Raw genomic sequence first — 14,325 nt, 5'->3', positions numbered from 1 at the left:
AGCCCACTTCTTCTCGTACGTGACTGCCTGCGTGAGTGCGGTGCCCAGCTGCCCTCCCAACCTAATTGATCAGAACGCCCAGCGAGGCGACGGCGAGCGTGAACGCTCCGGCCGCCAGCAGCGCGGGCGCGTTCAGCCCCCAGGCGCTCGCGGCCAGACCGCCGAGGAGCGCGCCGAGGGGTGCCCCGGCGACGGCGAGCGTGCGGAAGGCGGAGCTGATGCGGCCCAGCATCCCGGCGGGGCTCCGCTCCTGCACGAGCGTCGCCTGGTTCACGTTCCAGACCATGCCCATCACGCCGAACAGCGCCATCACACCGATCGCCGCCCACAGTTCACGGACCGTGCCGAGTACGAGGAGCGCGCAGGTCTGGACGATCCCCGCGACGAGGACGCTCCGTATTCGGCCGATCCGGAGCGCGAGGCGGGGTGCCAGGAGTCCGCCCGCGACACTGGCGGCGCCGTACGCGGTGAGGGCCGCCGCGTACCCGCTGTTGCCCGCGTCCAGCCAGCCGGTGATGTGCAGCACCAGCGTGGCGATCAGCGCACCGATGCCGACGTTCGACAGAGCTGTCGCCACGGCGAGGCCCCGGAGCGGGCCGTCCCGCCACAGGGTGCGCATCCCCTCCGCCATCTCCGCCCGCAGGGTGCCGCCGACCGCTTTCGGGGCCCTGTCCGGTGCGCGCGTCCGCAGGGAGGCGATGAGCAGCGCGCCGACGAGATACGTGGCGGCGTTGACCGTGAACGGCGCGGAGGCGCCGAGGACCAGCAGGGCGGGGACCAGCGGAGCCCCCAGGAAGCCGCCGGCGACCTGCTGGCCCGCCATGAGACGGGCGTTGGCACCGGCGAGCGCGGATCGGGGGACGACGGCGGGCAGCAGGGCCGTGGCGGCGTTGTCGAAAAGCGTCTGGACGGTGGTGAGCAGGAACGCCAGGGCGAGGAGCAGCGCGATACCGGCGAGGTCCAGCGCCACGGCGAGTGCGAAGCCTGCCATCAGGGCGGCGCGCAGCAGGTCGGCGGTCCACATCGCGCGGCGCTGGTCCACCCGGTCGGCGAGGGCCCCGCCCAGCAGGCCGAACAGCAGCCAGGGCAGAAAACCGCAGGCCGTCACCGAGGCGATGAGCAGCGGGTCGTCGGTGAGCGAGGCGGCGAGCAGCGGCAGCGCGGCGGTGCGCAGTCCGTCGCCGAACCGGGAGATGATCGCGGCGCTCCAGAGCCGCCCGAATCCGCCGCGCCACGCGGGCGCCCGTGCGGTGTCCGTCACCGCCGTGCCGGCCGTCACCCCGTGTGTGGTCACCTCGTCCCCCTCGGTCGTCCTGTGGGGACCGTAGGGGATGCCACTGACAACGGGCGGTCGCGAAGACGGCTCCGGCCGGATCCCCTCGGGGGTCCGGCCGGATCAGTGTCTAGATCTCGCCACGCAGTTTGGCGAGGGCCTCGGCGAGGATCGCTTCGCCGTCCGCGTCCGTGCGCCGCTCGCGTACGTAGGCGAGGTGGGTCTTGTAGGGCTCGGTGCGCGGCGGGTCCGGCGGGTTGTCCGGGTCCTGGCCGGCCGGGAAGCCGCAGCGGGGGCAGTCCCAGATGTCCGGGATCTGCGCGTCACTGGCGAAGCTCGGCTGCGTCTCGTGCCTGTTGGAGCACCAGAAGGAGATGCGCGCGCGTGGCGCGGACTCGCCACGCTCGGCCTCGCCCATCGGCCCCGCTCCGACCCGGCTTCCCCGGATCGCGTTGCCACTTGCCACGGTCGTAACTCCCTGCGTGAATGGTGCCGCAAGCATCAAGCGTCGAGAGGCGGCTCCGCTGTCGGGCGCCCCGTCCACGTATGGCCAAACACGCGTCCGGTGAGCGGAGTCACACCCTTACCGCCGGGACGCAGGGCCTCATGATAGGCCGCGCCCCGGGCGACGTACCGTACGACTGGTCAGTTGTCCAGCTTCATCAGCAGGCCAAGCACGACAATGCAGGCGAACCATCCCATACCGACCACGATGGTGATGCGGTCGAGGTTGCGCTCGGCGACCGAGGAACCACCGACGGACGACTGCATGCCGCCACCGAACATGTCGGAGAGGCCGCCGCCCTTCCCCTTGTGCATCAGCACCAGCAGCATCAGCAGCAGGCTGAAGACGATCAGGGCGATCGAGAACCCCATAATCACGGCTGGACCCTACTTTCCGGAATTCTCTCGAATTGAATCGGGACTGAACGGGACCGCACAGACTGACGGAACAGACTGCGAGGGACAACGGGGGCCGGCGGCACAGCTGAGCATGCCCGCTCGGCCCCCGTCAGGGTACGACGGATCCGCGCGGTCGCCTACTTACTGGTCACGGAACCTGACGATCTTGACGAACTCCTCGGCGTCCAGTGCCGCACCGCCGACCAGGGCGCCGTCCACGTCCGGCTGCGCCATGATCGCACCCACGTTCCCGGCCTTCACCGAACCGCCGTACTGGATACGGACCCGCTCGGCCAGCTCGGGCGAGTACAGCTCACCGAGCCGGGCACGGATCGCCCCGCACACCTCCTGGGCGTCCTCAGGAGTGGCGACCTCGCCGGTGCCGATGGCCCACACCGGCTCGTACGCGATCACGACCGACTCGGCCTGGTCGGCCGGGATGTCCTTCAGACCGCCGTCGAGCTGCGCGAGCGTGTACGGGACCTGCTCGCCCGCCTTGCGGATGTCCAGGCCCTCGCCGATGCAGAGGATGGGGGTCAGCCCGTGCTTGTACGCGGCCTTGACCTTGGCGTTGCAGACCTCGTCCGTCTCGGCGTGGTACTGCCGGCGCTCGCTGTGGCCGACGGCCACATACGCGCACTTCAGCTTCGCCAGCATCGGCCCGGAGACCTCGCCGGTGTACGCGCCGGAGTCGTGCCGGGAGATGTCCTGGGCGCCGTACTTGATCTTGAGCTTGTCGCCGTCGACCAGTGTCTGCACGGAGCGCAGGTCGGTGAACGGCACCAGGACGGCCGTCTCGACCGCGTCGTGGTCCTTGTCGGTCAGCGCGAAGGCGAGCTTCTGGACGTGCGCGATGGCCTCGAGGTGGTTGAGGTTCATCTTCCAGTTGCCCGCCATCAGCGGGGTACGGGCGGTCTTCTCGGTCGGGGTGTCAGCTGCCATCAGTTGGTCAGTCCTCCAGAGCGGCGAGGCCGGGAAGCGTCTTGCCTTCGAGATATTCGAGGCTGGCGCCGCCACCGGTCGAAATGTGGCCGAATGCGGTTTCGTCGAAGCCGAGGATCCGGACGGCGGCGGCGGAGTCGCCACCGCCGACGACCGTGAAGGCGTCGGAGTCGATCAGGGCCTGGGCGACGGCCCGGGTGCCCTCGGCGTAGTCGGGGTGCTCGAAGACGCCCATGGGGCCGTTCCAGAAGACGGTGGCCGCGTCGGCGAGCTTCGCCGCGTACAGCCGGTTGGTCTCCGGACCGTTGTCCAGGCCCATCCCGTCGGCGGGGATGGCGTCGACGGGGACGGTCTGCGGGTGGGCGGGCGCCTTCGTCTTCAGGTCGGGGAAGGCGGACGCGACCAGGACGTCGACCGGCAGGACGAATTCCACGCCCCGCTCCTCGGCGCGCTTCAGATACTCCTGGACGGCCGGGATCTGGTCCTCCTGGAGCAGCGAGACTCCGACCTCGTGACCCTGGGCCTTGAGGAAGGTGTACGCCATGCCGCCGCCGATCAGGATGCGGTCGGCCTTCTCCAGCAGATGGTCGATGACGCCGAGCTTGTCGGAGACCTTGGCGCCGCCGAGGACGACCGCGTACGGCCGGGCGACGTTCTCGGTGAGCTTCTTGAGCACCCCGACCTCGGTGGCGATGAGACCGCCCGCCGCGTGCGGGAGCCGGGCCGGCAGGTCGACGACCGAGGCGTGCGCGCGGTGGACGGCGCCGAAGCCGTCGCCCACGTAGAGGTCGGCCAGTTCGGCGAGCCGGTCGGCGAAGGCGCCGCGCTCGGCGGCGTCCTTCGAGGTCTCCCCGGCGTTGAAGCGCAGGTTCTCCACGACGGCGACCTGTCCGTCCCCGAGCGCGGCGACGACGGCCTTGGCGGAGTCGCCGACGGTGTCGGTCGCGAACGCGACGTCGGCGCCGAGGAGTTCACCGAGCCGCGCGGCGGCGGGGGCCAGCGAGAAGGCGGGGTCCGGCGCGCCCTTCGGGCGGCCGAGGTGGGAGGCCACGATCACCCGGGCGCCGGCCCCGGCGAGCCGGGAGACGGTCGGGAGCACGGCGCGGATGCGGCCGTCGTCGGTGATGGTGGTGCCGTCGAGCGGCACGTTGAGGTCGGCCCGGACGAAGACGCGCTTGCCGGTGACCCCTTCGTCGAGAAGTTCGTCGATCGTCTTCATGTATCAGTGACTCCTTGGGAGCGGCTCCACGGCCCGTGACGCGCACGGGCGGACAGCGGGGCGAGCACAGGCGGCACACGGACGACAGGGCCCGGCCGGCGCCACGTCGCGCCGCACGAGCCCTGTCGTTCACATCGGGAGTTGCCCTGTCTCCAGCGCGGCTGTCAGAGCCGGTCGCCGACGAAGGTGGTCAGGTCGACCAGACGGTTGGAGTAGCCCCACTCGTTGTCGTACCAGCCGATGACCTTCACGCTCTTGCCCTGGACCATGGTCAGGGAGGAGTCGAAGGTGCAGGAGGCCGGCCAGTTCACGATGTCGGAGGAGACGATCGGGTCCTCGGTGTACTCCAGCAGACCCTTGAGCTGACCCTCGGCCGCCTTCTGGAACGCGGCGTTGACCTCGTCCTTGGTGACCTCGCGCTCCAGCTCCACGACCAGGTCGGTGACGGAGCCCGTCGGGACCGGGACGCGCATCGCGATGCCGTCGAGCTTGCCCTCCAGCTCCGGGATCACCAGGGCGGTCGCCTTCGCGGCACCCGTGGTGGTCGGAATGATGTTCTCGGCGGCGGCACGGGCGCGGCGCAGGTCCTTGTGCGGGAAGTCCAGGATGCGCTGGTCGTTGGTGTACGCGTGGACCGTGGTCATCATGCCCTTGACGATGCCGAAGTTCTCCAGGAGAACCTTGGCCATCGGCGCCACACAGTTGGTGGTGCAGGAGGCGTTGGAGATGACGTGGTGGCTGGCCGCGTCGTACTTGTCGTGGTTGACGCCCATCACGATGGTGATGTCCTCGTCCTTGGCCGGAGCCGAGATGAGGACCTTCTTGGCGCCGCCCGCGAGGTGCTTCGCGGCGTCGGCCTTCTTGGTGAAGATGCCGGTCGACTCGATGACGATGTCGACGCCCAGCTCACCCCAGGGGATGTCGGCCGGGTTGCGCTCGGAGAGCACCTTGAACGTCTTGCCGTCCACGGTGATCGTGTCGGCGGTGTGGCTCACCTCCGCCTTGAGGCGGCCCATCACCGTGTCGTACTTCAGCAGATGCGCGGTGGTCGCGGTGTCACCCAGGTCGTTGACAGCCACGATCTCGATGTCGGCACCCTGCTCGAGCAGCGCGCGGAAGTAGCTACGACCGATGCGGCCAAAGCCGTTGATGCCTACGCGGATCGTCACGAACCGATCTCCTCGTTGGTACGCCGGGTTTCGACGCCGGCGAGTGCGTATGGGATGTCCCCGACCACTTATGACCCTACCTCTCCCGGGACGGCCCGGTGACACCGAGTGGGGCCCCACGCGCGGGCGGCGTCCCGTACCCCTCGGTAGGGGTACGGGACGCCGCCGGGGCTGACGCCAGGTGTACGGGCGCGGTCAGCGCCTCAGGGCCCCCAGTGCCTTTCCGAGCAGCGCCGCGCGCTGCTCCGCGCCGGTGACGTGCTCCAGTCCGAAGCCGAGCAGGACGGTGTCCTTCGTGGTGACGGCCGCCGCACCCGTGCCGGTGTCGTACGTTCCCGCCGCCGCGCTGGCGAACTGCGGGAACAGGTCCGGCGCGAGGACGGAGGAGGTGACGGTGTACGTACCGGCCGCGTCCAGCGGGTTGCCGGTCGCCGCGGCGAGCGGTCCCGACGTTCCGAGGAGCGGACCGGCGCCGGTGAAGGCGGTCGCGGCGGCCGTGGAGCTCCGCCCGTACGCGCCGAGGTAGTACTGGCTGAAGTCATTCGTACGGGTACGGCCGACCTGCGCGTTGCCGCCCGCCTGTTCGCCCGCCTCGATCAGTTTGCCGCCCTCGTTGAGGTGGTCACGCACGGCGACCTGGGTGTCGCCGCTCGGGGCGACGGCACCGGTGTGGTGGACGACGGTGGAGTAGTGGCTGAGCACACCCAGGTGGTGCGGTGTGCCCTGGGTGGCGACGTCCCAGACGACGGCGCTGCGGCCGTTGGCCCGCAGGGCGTCGACATAGGTCCGCGCGTGCTGCGTGGGGGCGCCCTCGTCGGCGACCACGAGGACGTCGGCCCGGGGCCGCTCGGCGACGGTGTAGGTGAAGCGGTCGCTGGTGGTGCGCTTGCCGCTCTTGGTGCGGCCGGTGAACCAGACCTCGACGCGGTCGCCCGGATCGGCGTCCTCGACCTCGGCGCGGTACTCGTCGAAGTAGAGGTTGTCCTCGCCGCCGTACGTCTCCCCGCCCTTCCAGGCGCGGAGCGTCTCGTCGTGCGTACGGCCGCCGTTGATCCGGTAGTTCAGCTCCTTGTCGCGCACCGACTTGCGGGCGGTGACGGCGACCTCCTGGTCGGCGCCGCGCGCGTGGGAGGTGGTGAAGGTGTCGGGGGTGAAGTCGGGGGCGCTCAGGCCGACCGACGACTTCGGCTGGTCGGGGTGGGCGGCGGTCTCGGCGACGGAGAGCGCGAAGGGGATGTTCTTGGCGAACTCCGCCTGGATCAGCTTCTCGTCGTCGGGGAAGTTGAAGCCGGAGCGGCAGTCGTCCGCCACCCAGGCGTCGTCGGGGACGCTGTCGGACGCCACCTCACAGGTGGTCATCTCCGGGGTGAACATCAGGATCCCGTTGACGTTCGCGCCGTGTCCGTCGGCCTCGCCGTTGGTGGTGTACAGCTCGGAGGACACCTGCGGGTAGTAGCCGGGAACGGCGGAGTTCTCCGGGGTGCCGGCGAGCGAGCGGTAGAGCACGTCGTCGGGGGTCGGCATGGCGACCTGCCAGCCCACGCCGTAGAGCAGCAGTTCGGCGGCGGAGTGGTAGTTGACGCCGTAGTCGAAGCCGATCCTCTTCTGGAGGCGGTCGATCGCCCGGGTCTCGGGCTCGGAGCCGGGGGACGCGCCCCGGTAGGTCTCGCTGGTCGGCTGCGGGGACGAACCCTCGTTGTCGTAGCCCCACTTGTAGGTGAAGTTGCGGTTGAGGTCGATGCCGTCGCCGCGGCCGGTCACTCCGTCGGCGTTGACGTCACGGAGGTTCTTGCGCCAGAGGCGGTTGGCGTCGGCGGCGTGCGTCCAGTCGTAGCCGTCGGGGTTGGCGGAGAGCACGAACCACATCTCGGTGGAGTCGACGAGCTTCGTGATCCGCCGGTCCTTGCCGTAGCCGTCCAGATAGTGGTGCATCAGCCGCCGCGTCATCTCGGGGGTGATCCACTCCCGGGCGTGCTGGTTGGACATGTAGAGGACGGAGGGCTTGGAGCCGTCCTTGCTCCTGGCCGCGCCCTTGGTGAGCTTGAGGGCCAGGATGTCCTTGCCCTGGACCGTCTTGCCGAGGGAGACGACCTTGGTGAGTCCGGGGTGGGCCGCGGCCGTCTCGACGATCTCCTCCTGGAGACCTCCGGGGCCGCTGTACGGACGGAAGACACCGTCCCCGGCCGCCCTCAGCCGGGATTCCGCTTTGGCGGACACCTGTCGTTCGGTGACGTCGACGCCCTGGGCCTCCAGGCCGCGCGCCTCGTCGTCGGTGAGGAAGAGCTGGACCTTCGCGGTACCGCCCTCGGGCACCTGTTCACCCAGCTCGTGGGCGTCCTGGCCGGCCGCGAGGAGCAGCGGCACCTGCTCGGCGGTGACCCCAGCGTCGAAGACCTTCACGCTGTCCCCGGCCGCGGCAGGGGACTTCTCGGTGGAACTCTCGGCGAACGCTCCTGGTGCTGCCGTGATTCCGCTCAGCAACAGCGCGCCCGCCGCGACTATGGATCTCGCTCCACGTCTCATGTGCCCCCCTTGCTGTGATCCGTCACAGGCGTGACGGGACGCCGTCAGGCTCCTCAACCCACATGGCCATGTCAAGACCCCCTCAAGGCCCGGCAAAACGCCGCTGCCGGTACCCGTGGGGGTACCGGCAGCGGCGAGGTTGACGTACAGCGGTACGAGACGTTCCGCTCGTGCTGTTCTTCGACGGTGCTTCGGTGGCGTTTCTCGGGTGCTGCTCTCGGTGCTTCCCGGGTCCGTCTTCGGTGCTTCCCGGTGCTTCTTCGGTGCGGTTCGTCGCGCTGTTCTTCGGTGCTGTCCGAAGCGGAGCGCGGGACGGTGGCGGCCGTTCTCAGCCGACCAGCCCGTCCGCCATCTCCTCCGACAGCGTCGACTCGGTCCCCGGAATCCCCAGGTCCTGCGCCTTCTTGTCCGCCATGGCCAGCAGCCGGCGGATCCGTCCGGCCACCGCGTCCTTGGTGAGCGCGGGGTCGGCGAGCGCGCCCAGCTCCTCCAGCGACGCCTGCTTGTGCTCCATCCGCAACCGCCCGGCGGCGGCGAGGTGTTCGGGCACCTCGTCGCCCAGAATCTCCAGGGCGCGCTGCACCCGGGCACCGGCCGCCACGGCCGCGCGCGCCGAGCGGCGGAGATTGGCGTCGTCGAAGTTGGCGAGCCGGTTGGCCGTGGCACGGACCTCGCGGCGCATCCGCCGCTCCTCCCACGCCAGCACCGACTCATGCGCCCCGAGCCGCGTCAGCAGTGCCCCGATCGCGTCCCCGTCCCGTACGACGACCCGGTCCACCCCGCGCACCTCACGGGCCTTGGACGGGATCTGGAGTCTGCGGGCGGCGCCCACCAGCGCGAGGGCCGCCTCGGGCCCCGGGCAGGTCACCTCCAGCGAGGAGGAGCGGCCCGGCTCGGTGAGCGAGCCGTGCGAGAGGAACGCGCCCCGCCAGGCCGCCTCGGCGTCGCAGGTCGCGCCGGAGACCACCTGCGGGGGCAGACCGCGGATCGGCCGTCCCCGGCCGTCGACCAGACCCGTCTGACGGGCCAGCTGATCACCGCCGGTGATCACCCGCACGACGTAGCGGCTGCCGCGGCGCAGGCCGCCGGGGGCCATCACCACCAGTTCGGAGTTGTGTCCGAAGATCTCCAGGATGTCCTTGCGGAGCCGGCGCGCGGCGATGCTGGTGTCCAGCTCCGCCTCGATCACAATGCGCCCGCTCACCAGGTGGAGACCACCCGCGAACCGGAGAATCGCCGAGACTTCGGCCTTCCTGCAGCACGTACGGGTGACGGGGAGCCGGGCGATCTCGTCCTTCACCGCTGCCGTCATCGCCATGGGCCGATCCTTCCATGCATCCGAAAAATACGGTCGTACGCGGCGGCCAACAGCTCCGGGTCGTGCTTCGGAAGTCCGTCGGGCCGGGCCACGGGAGCCAGCTCGACCGCGGCACCGAACCGTCGCGCGGCATCGGAGAGTGACTCGCTGTCGGGCACGGCGGCCTCGTCGGCCAGCACCACGTCCAGGGCGAGTTTAGGGGCGTGTCGTCCCAAAACCTCCAAATGACGCTGCGGTGAGAACCCTTCGGTTTCACCGGGTTGTGGCGCGAGGTTCAGCGAGAGGACCCGCCGGGCCTTCGTCTCGACGAGCGCGTCCAGCAGTTCGGGCACCAGCAGATGGGGGATCACGGAGGAGAACCAGGAGCCGGGACCGAGCACCACCCAGTCCGCGTCGAGGACGGCGGCGACGGCCTCGGGGACGGCCGGCGGGTCGTTCGGCACGAGATGCACGGACTGCACCTCGCCGCGGGTGAGGGCGACGGTGGCCTGTCCCCGCACGGTGTCGATGTCGTCCGGGCGGTCCGGGTCGTGGCCCCGTACGAGCGCCTGGAGCTCCAGCGGCACGGCGGACATCGGCAGCACCCTGCCGTGGGCGCCGAGGAGCTTGCCGACCAGGTCCAGAGCGAGGACATGGTCGCCGAGCTGTTCCCACAGGGCGACGATCAGCAGATTGCCGACCGCGTGCTCGTGCAGGTCGCCCTTGGACTGGAAGCGGTGCTGGATGACCCGGGCCCAGGTCTGGCCCCAGTCGTCGTCGCCGCAGAGCGCCGCCAGCGCCTTGCGCAGATCCCCCGGCGGCAGCACGCCCAGCTCCTCACGGAGCCGGCCGCTGGAGCCGCCGTCGTCGGCGACGGTGACGACGGCGGTGAGGTCGCCGGTGATCCGGCGCAGCGCCGTCAGGGACGCGGACAGTCCCATGCCGCCGCCGAGCGCGACGACCTTGGGCTGGGCGCCGCGTCCCCGGCCGGACAGCGTCGGCGTGGTCCTGCGCAGCCGTCGCAGCCGGAAGTTGCGTCCGGTCACTCGCGCCCCATGTCCCGGTGGACGACCACGGTCTCGACGCCTTCCGCGGCCAGCCGGGCGCCGAGCTTCTCGGACATGGCGACGGAACGGTGCTTGCCGCCGGTGCAGCCGACGGCGACGGTGACATAGCGCTTGCCCTCACGGCGGTAGCCGGTGGCGATCAGCTCCAGCAGCTCCGTGTAGCGGTCCAGGAACTCCTTGGCGCCCGGCTGGTTGAAGACATAGCCGGACACCTCCTCGTTGAGGCCGGTGAAGGGGCGCAGCTCGGGGACCCAGTGCGGGTTGGGCAGGAAGCGGCAGTCGACCACCAGGTCGGCGTCGACCGGCAGGCCGTACTTGTAGCCGAACGACATGACGGTGGCCCGCAGCTCCGGCTCCTCGTCGCCCGCGAACTGGGCGTCCATCTTGGCGCGCAGCTCGTGGACGTTGAGGCTGGAGGTGTCGATGACCAGGTCGGCGTCGCCGCGCAGTTCGCGCAGCAGTTCGCGCTCGGCCTCGATGCCGTCCACGATCCGGCCGTCGCCCTGGAGGGGGTGCGGGCGGCGTACGGACTCGAAGCGGCGGACCAGTGCCTCGTCGGACGACTCCAGGAACACGATCCGCCGGGTGACGTGCTTGGCGTCGAGGTCGGCCAGTGACTCGCGGAGGTTGTCGAAGAAGCGGCGTCCGCGGACGTCGACCACCACCGCGATGCGGGCCACGTTGCCCTGGGAGCGGGCGCCGAGCTCGACCATGGTGGGGATCAGCGCGGGCGGCAGGTTGTCCACCACGAACCAGCCGAGGTCCTCCAGACACTTGGCGGCGGTGCTGCGGCCCGCGCCCGACATGCCGGAGATGATCACCAGCTCGGGAATGGCGGGCTCGGGCACCATCCCCTCGGGGGCGGCCGGCCCGGCCGCCCGGCCGTTCCCGGGCTCCCCGCCGGCCGTCTCCCCGGCGGTCCCGTCCACCGCCCCCGCCGCTCCCTTCGCGGTCTCCTCGGGCTCATCCGTGCTCATGTCCGCCACTCCGTCCCGCTCCTGCTCAGTCATCCGTGCTGCCCCCGTCGTCTTCCATGATCTCTCCTGTCGCGGTGTTCACCGCGGGTGCCGCCGGTGCGGCCCCGGCGAGGGCCGCGACCACGGATTCGGCCGTCTTGCGGCCGAGTCCTGGCACCTCGCAGATCTGCTCGATTGTGGCCTGCCGGAGCTTCTTCACCGAGCCGAAATGCTTGATGAGTGCCTGTTTCCGGGTCTCGCCGAGGCCGGGGACCTCGTCCAGGGGGCTGCTCCGGACACGTTTGGCCCGTTTGGACCGCTGATACCTGAGGGCGAAGCGGTGCGCCTCGTCGCGTACGCGCTGGAGGAGGTACAGGCCCTCGCTGGAGCGCGGCAGCACCACCGGGTCGTCGTCGCCGGGCACCCAGACCTCTTCGAGGCGTTTGGCGAGCCCGCACACCGCGACGTCGTCGATGCCGAGCTCGTCCATGGCCCGCTGGGCGGCGGCCACCTGGGGCTGCCCGCCGTCGACCACGACGAGCTGGGGCGGGTAGGCGAAGCGCTTCGGCCGGCCGTCGTCCTCCTTGGGAGAGGGCGGCCGTGCCAGGTCCGGGCCGCCGTCGGGTGCGGCGGGATCGGCCGGCGGCGGGAAGACGGCCGGTGCCGCGTCCTCCTCCGTCCACTCGCCGGTCCGCTCCTTCTCCGCGAGGTAGCGCCTGAAGCGCCGGCTGATCACCTCGTGCATGGAACGGACGTCGTCCTGGCCCTCGAAGCCCTTGATCTGGAAGCGGCGGTACTCGCTCTTGCGCGCCAGGCCGTCCTCGAACACGACCATCGAGGCGACCACGTCCTCCCCCTGGAGGTGCGAGATGTCGAAGCACTCGATCCGCAGCGGCACACTGTCCAGCTCCAGCGCCCGCGCGATCTCCTCCAGGGCGCGTGAGCGGGTCGTCAGGTCGCTGGCGCGCTTCGTCTTGTGCAGGACGAGCGACTGCTGGGCGTTGCGCTCCACCGTCGCCATCAGGTCCTTCTTGTCGCCGCGCTGCGGGATCCGCAGGGAGACGTACGAGCCGCGCCGGTCGCTCAGCCACTGGGCGAGCGCGTCGGTCTCCTTCTCGTCCCCGGGCAGGGCGGGGACGAGCACCTCCTTGGGAACCGAGTCGCCGGTCTCCTCCCCGTAGAGCTGCTGGAGGGCGTGCGCGACGAGGCCCGACGTGTCGACCGCCTCGACCTTGTCGGTGACCCAGCCGCGCTGGCCCCGGACCCGTCCGCCGCGCACGTGGAAGATCTGGACGGCCGCCTCCAGCTCGTCCTCGGCGACGGCGATCAGATCGGCGTCGGTGGCGTCGGCGAGGACGACGGCGTTCTTCTCCATCGCGCGGCGCAGCGCCCCTATGTCGTCGCGCAGCCGGGCGGCCCGCTCGTACTCCATGTCCTCGGCGGCGTCGGCCATCCGGCGCTCCAGCCGGCGGATGTACGCGCCGGTGCGGCCGGCCATGAAGTCGCAGAACTCCTCGGCGAGTTCACGGTGCTCGTCCGGGGTGACGCGGCCGACGCAGGGCGCCGAGCACTTGCCGATGTAGCCGAGGAGGCAGGGGCGGCCGGTGCGCTCGGCGTTCTTGAACACCCCGGCGGAGCAGGTGCGTACGGGGAACACACGCAGCATCAGGTCGACGGTCTCGCGGATGGCCCACGCGTGCCCGTACGGCCCGAAGTAGCGCACGCCCTTGCGCTTGGCGCCGCGCAGGACCTGCACGCGCGGGAACTCCTCGTTGAGGGTGACCGCGAGATACGGGTAGCTCTTGTCGTCCCGGTACTTGACGTTGAACCGGGGGTCGTACTCCTTGATCCACGAGTACTCCAGCTGGAGTGCCTCGACCTCCGTGGAGACGACGGTCCACTCGACGGACGCGGCCGTGGTGACCATCGTGCGGGTGCGCGGGTGGAGATTGGCCAGGTCCTGGAAGTAACTGGAGAGCCGGGGGCGCAGGCTCTTGGCCTTCCCGACGTAGATCACCCGGCGGTGGTCGTCGCGGAAGCGGTAGACCCCCGGGGAGTCGGGGATCTGTCCCGGCTTGGGGCGGTAGCTGGAGGGGTCTGCCATGGTCTCCACCCTACGTGCGGGCACCGACAGCCGGGCCACGCCGGATGGCTCCGCGCGGGTGTCGGGCGGGCCCCCGGGGCGCTCCCGCCGGGGTGTCGGCGGGGCGCCCGGGGGTGGGTTCCCGCCGGGTGGTGCGCCCGGGGCCGGTGAGGGCCGGGCGGGAAGGGTACGGCAGGGGTGCGCGGCAGGCGGTACGGGCCCGGGGTCGGGGTGCACCCGGGCCGGGAGCCGGGGCCCGCTACCGTCGGCACGGGCTTCGGGGTACCGGCTCAGGCGCCGGGGCCGGTTCCTCTCGGCTCAGGCGCCGGGGCCCGCGACGAGCTTGCCGTCCTTCGCGCTGACCGGGACCTCGGGCAGCGGCTCCGTCGCCGGCCCCCTCGTCGCCTTGCCCGTCGTGACGTCGAACCGGCTGCCGTGGCACGGGCAGTTGCCCTCGGTGCCCTCCACCTTGTCCAGCAGGCAGCCCGCGTGGGTGCACTGCGCGCTGAAGGCCCGGTACTGGCCCTCGGCGGGGCAGCTCACCACCAGACGCTGGTCCTGGAAGAGCTTGGCGCCGCCGACGGGTACGGCGTCGGCCGGGCCGAGGTCCACCGGGGCGGTCGGGGTCGGCTCCTCGGCGTGGCCGACCTTGGACTCGGTGGAACAGGCGGCCAGACCGGCACCGGCGGCGCCGGCGAGCGCGGCCCCTTTGAGGACGGTACGACGGGGGGTGGGCCGGGCGGGCATGGCGTCTCCAATGCTCGGGGGCTGGCACTGCGCCCGACCTTACCGGGGCGGTCGCGCCACCGGCATGGGGCGTCCGGTTCCCCCGTCCGGGCGCGGCCGGCGCCGCGGGCGCTGTCGCACGCATGGACGACGGGTACGTTCGGCGG

At 71.1% G+C, this 14,325-nt stretch carries 11 protein-coding genes and 1 pseudogene; all 12 read right to left on the bottom strand.

Translation table 11 applies throughout. The features are described 5' to 3' along the window. Positions 1 to 61: 61 nt before the first annotated feature. The 12 genes and pseudogenes from OG875_RS24495 to OG875_RS24440 all read right to left on the bottom strand — a co-directional run bounded on the left by OG875_RS24495 (position 62) and on the right by OG875_RS24440 (position 14,179). Positions 62 to 1,294, bottom strand: coding sequence for an MFS transporter (locus OG875_RS24495; RefSeq protein WP_330176378.1), 1,233 nt, complete (start codon positions 1,292 to 1,294; stop codon positions 62 to 64). A gap of 109 nt (positions 1,295 to 1,403) precedes the next feature. After that, on the bottom strand, positions 1,404 to 1,739 hold the full coding sequence (locus OG875_RS24490; RefSeq protein ID WP_330176377.1) for an RNA polymerase-binding protein RbpA: 336 nt from the start codon (positions 1,737 to 1,739) through the stop codon (positions 1,404 to 1,406). A 179-nt stretch (positions 1,740 to 1,918) separates the two neighbouring features. Further along, positions 1,919 to 2,155, bottom strand: coding sequence for a preprotein translocase subunit SecG (gene secG / locus OG875_RS24485; RefSeq protein WP_063889525.1), 237 nt, complete (start codon positions 2,153 to 2,155; stop codon positions 1,919 to 1,921). A gap of 162 nt (positions 2,156 to 2,317) precedes the next feature. Next, positions 2,318 to 3,118, bottom strand: a complete 801-nt coding sequence (gene tpiA / locus OG875_RS24480) for a triose-phosphate isomerase (RefSeq protein ID WP_330176376.1) — start codon at positions 3,116 to 3,118, stop codon at positions 2,318 to 2,320. Positions 3,119 to 3,125: 7 nt separating this feature from the next. Further along, positions 3,126 to 4,337 carry a phosphoglycerate kinase gene (locus OG875_RS24475; protein ID WP_330176375.1) on the bottom strand — a complete coding sequence of 404 codons (1,212 nt, stop codon included), beginning with the start codon at positions 4,335 to 4,337 and terminating at the stop codon, positions 3,126 to 3,128. A 164-nt stretch (positions 4,338 to 4,501) separates the two neighbouring features. Continuing rightward, positions 4,502 to 5,506: a type I glyceraldehyde-3-phosphate dehydrogenase gene (gene gap / locus OG875_RS24470; RefSeq protein ID WP_330176374.1), complete on the bottom strand. Its 1,005-nt coding sequence runs from the start codon at positions 5,504 to 5,506 to the stop codon at positions 4,502 to 4,504. Positions 5,507 to 5,833: 327 nt separating this feature from the next. Next, positions 5,834 to 8,029, bottom strand: a pseudogene (locus OG875_RS24465) (M14 family metallopeptidase); the annotation flags it as partial. A gap of 328 nt (positions 8,030 to 8,357) precedes the next feature. Further along, entirely contained in the window at positions 8,358 to 9,347 is a 990-nt protein-coding gene (gene whiA, locus OG875_RS24460) for a DNA-binding protein WhiA (RefSeq protein WP_330176373.1), read from the bottom strand. Beyond that, positions 9,338 to 10,372, bottom strand: coding sequence for a gluconeogenesis factor YvcK family protein (locus OG875_RS24455; RefSeq protein ID WP_330176372.1), 1,035 nt, complete (start codon positions 10,370 to 10,372; stop codon positions 9,338 to 9,340). The genes whiA and OG875_RS24455 overlap by 10 nt, the downstream gene beginning before the upstream one ends. Further along, a complete protein-coding gene (gene rapZ / locus OG875_RS24450) occupies positions 10,369 to 11,244 on the bottom strand; it encodes an RNase adapter RapZ (protein WP_330177892.1) in 876 nt (291 codons plus the stop codon). Before rapZ ends, OG875_RS24455 begins: the two co-directional genes overlap by 4 nt. 151 nt (positions 11,245 to 11,395) lie before the next feature. Further along, complete coding sequence (uvrC, locus tag OG875_RS24445) at positions 11,396 to 13,453, bottom strand: excinuclease ABC subunit UvrC (protein ID WP_330176371.1); 2,058 nt, start codon at positions 13,451 to 13,453, stop codon at positions 11,396 to 11,398. Between the two features lie 297 nt (positions 13,454 to 13,750). Continuing rightward, the gene (locus tag OG875_RS24440; protein ID WP_330176370.1) at positions 13,751 to 14,179 is read right to left on the bottom strand and encodes a Rieske (2Fe-2S) protein; all 429 of its coding nucleotides are present in this window, start codon (positions 14,177 to 14,179) and stop codon (positions 13,751 to 13,753) included. Positions 14,180 to 14,325: the final 146 nt, after the last annotated feature.

Origin of the sequence: Streptomyces sp. NBC_01498, assembly GCF_036327775.1 — a bacterium.
In the GTDB taxonomy this organism is placed as follows: domain Bacteria; phylum Actinomycetota; class Actinomycetes; order Streptomycetales; family Streptomycetaceae; genus Streptomyces.
Note: the sequence above shows the minus strand (reverse complement) of the source record. Positions and strands in the feature narration are given on the sequence as shown.

What these genes read in the sequence shown, in the direction of transcription:
- tpiA (WP_330176376.1), bottom strand. Translation starts at nt 3,118, where the DNA reads ATGGCAGCTGACACCCCGACCGAGAAGACCGCCCGTACCCCGCTGATG.
- OG875_RS24475 (WP_330176375.1), bottom strand. Translation starts at nt 4,337, where the DNA reads ATGAAGACGATCGACGAACTTCTCGACGAAGGGGTCACCGGCAAGCGC.
- whiA (WP_330176373.1), bottom strand. Translation starts at nt 9,347, where the DNA reads ATGGCGATGACGGCAGCGGTGAAGGACGAGATCGCCCGGCTCCCCGTC.
- rapZ (WP_330177892.1), bottom strand. Translation starts at nt 11,244, where the DNA reads ATGGTGCCCGAGCCCGCCATTCCCGAGCTGGTGATCATCTCCGGCATG.
- uvrC (WP_330176371.1), bottom strand. Translation starts at nt 13,453, where the DNA reads ATGGCAGACCCCTCCAGCTACCGCCCCAAGCCGGGACAGATCCCCGAC.
- OG875_RS24440 (WP_330176370.1), bottom strand. Translation starts at nt 14,179, where the DNA reads ATGCCCGCCCGGCCCACCCCCCGTCGTACCGTCCTCAAAGGGGCCGCG.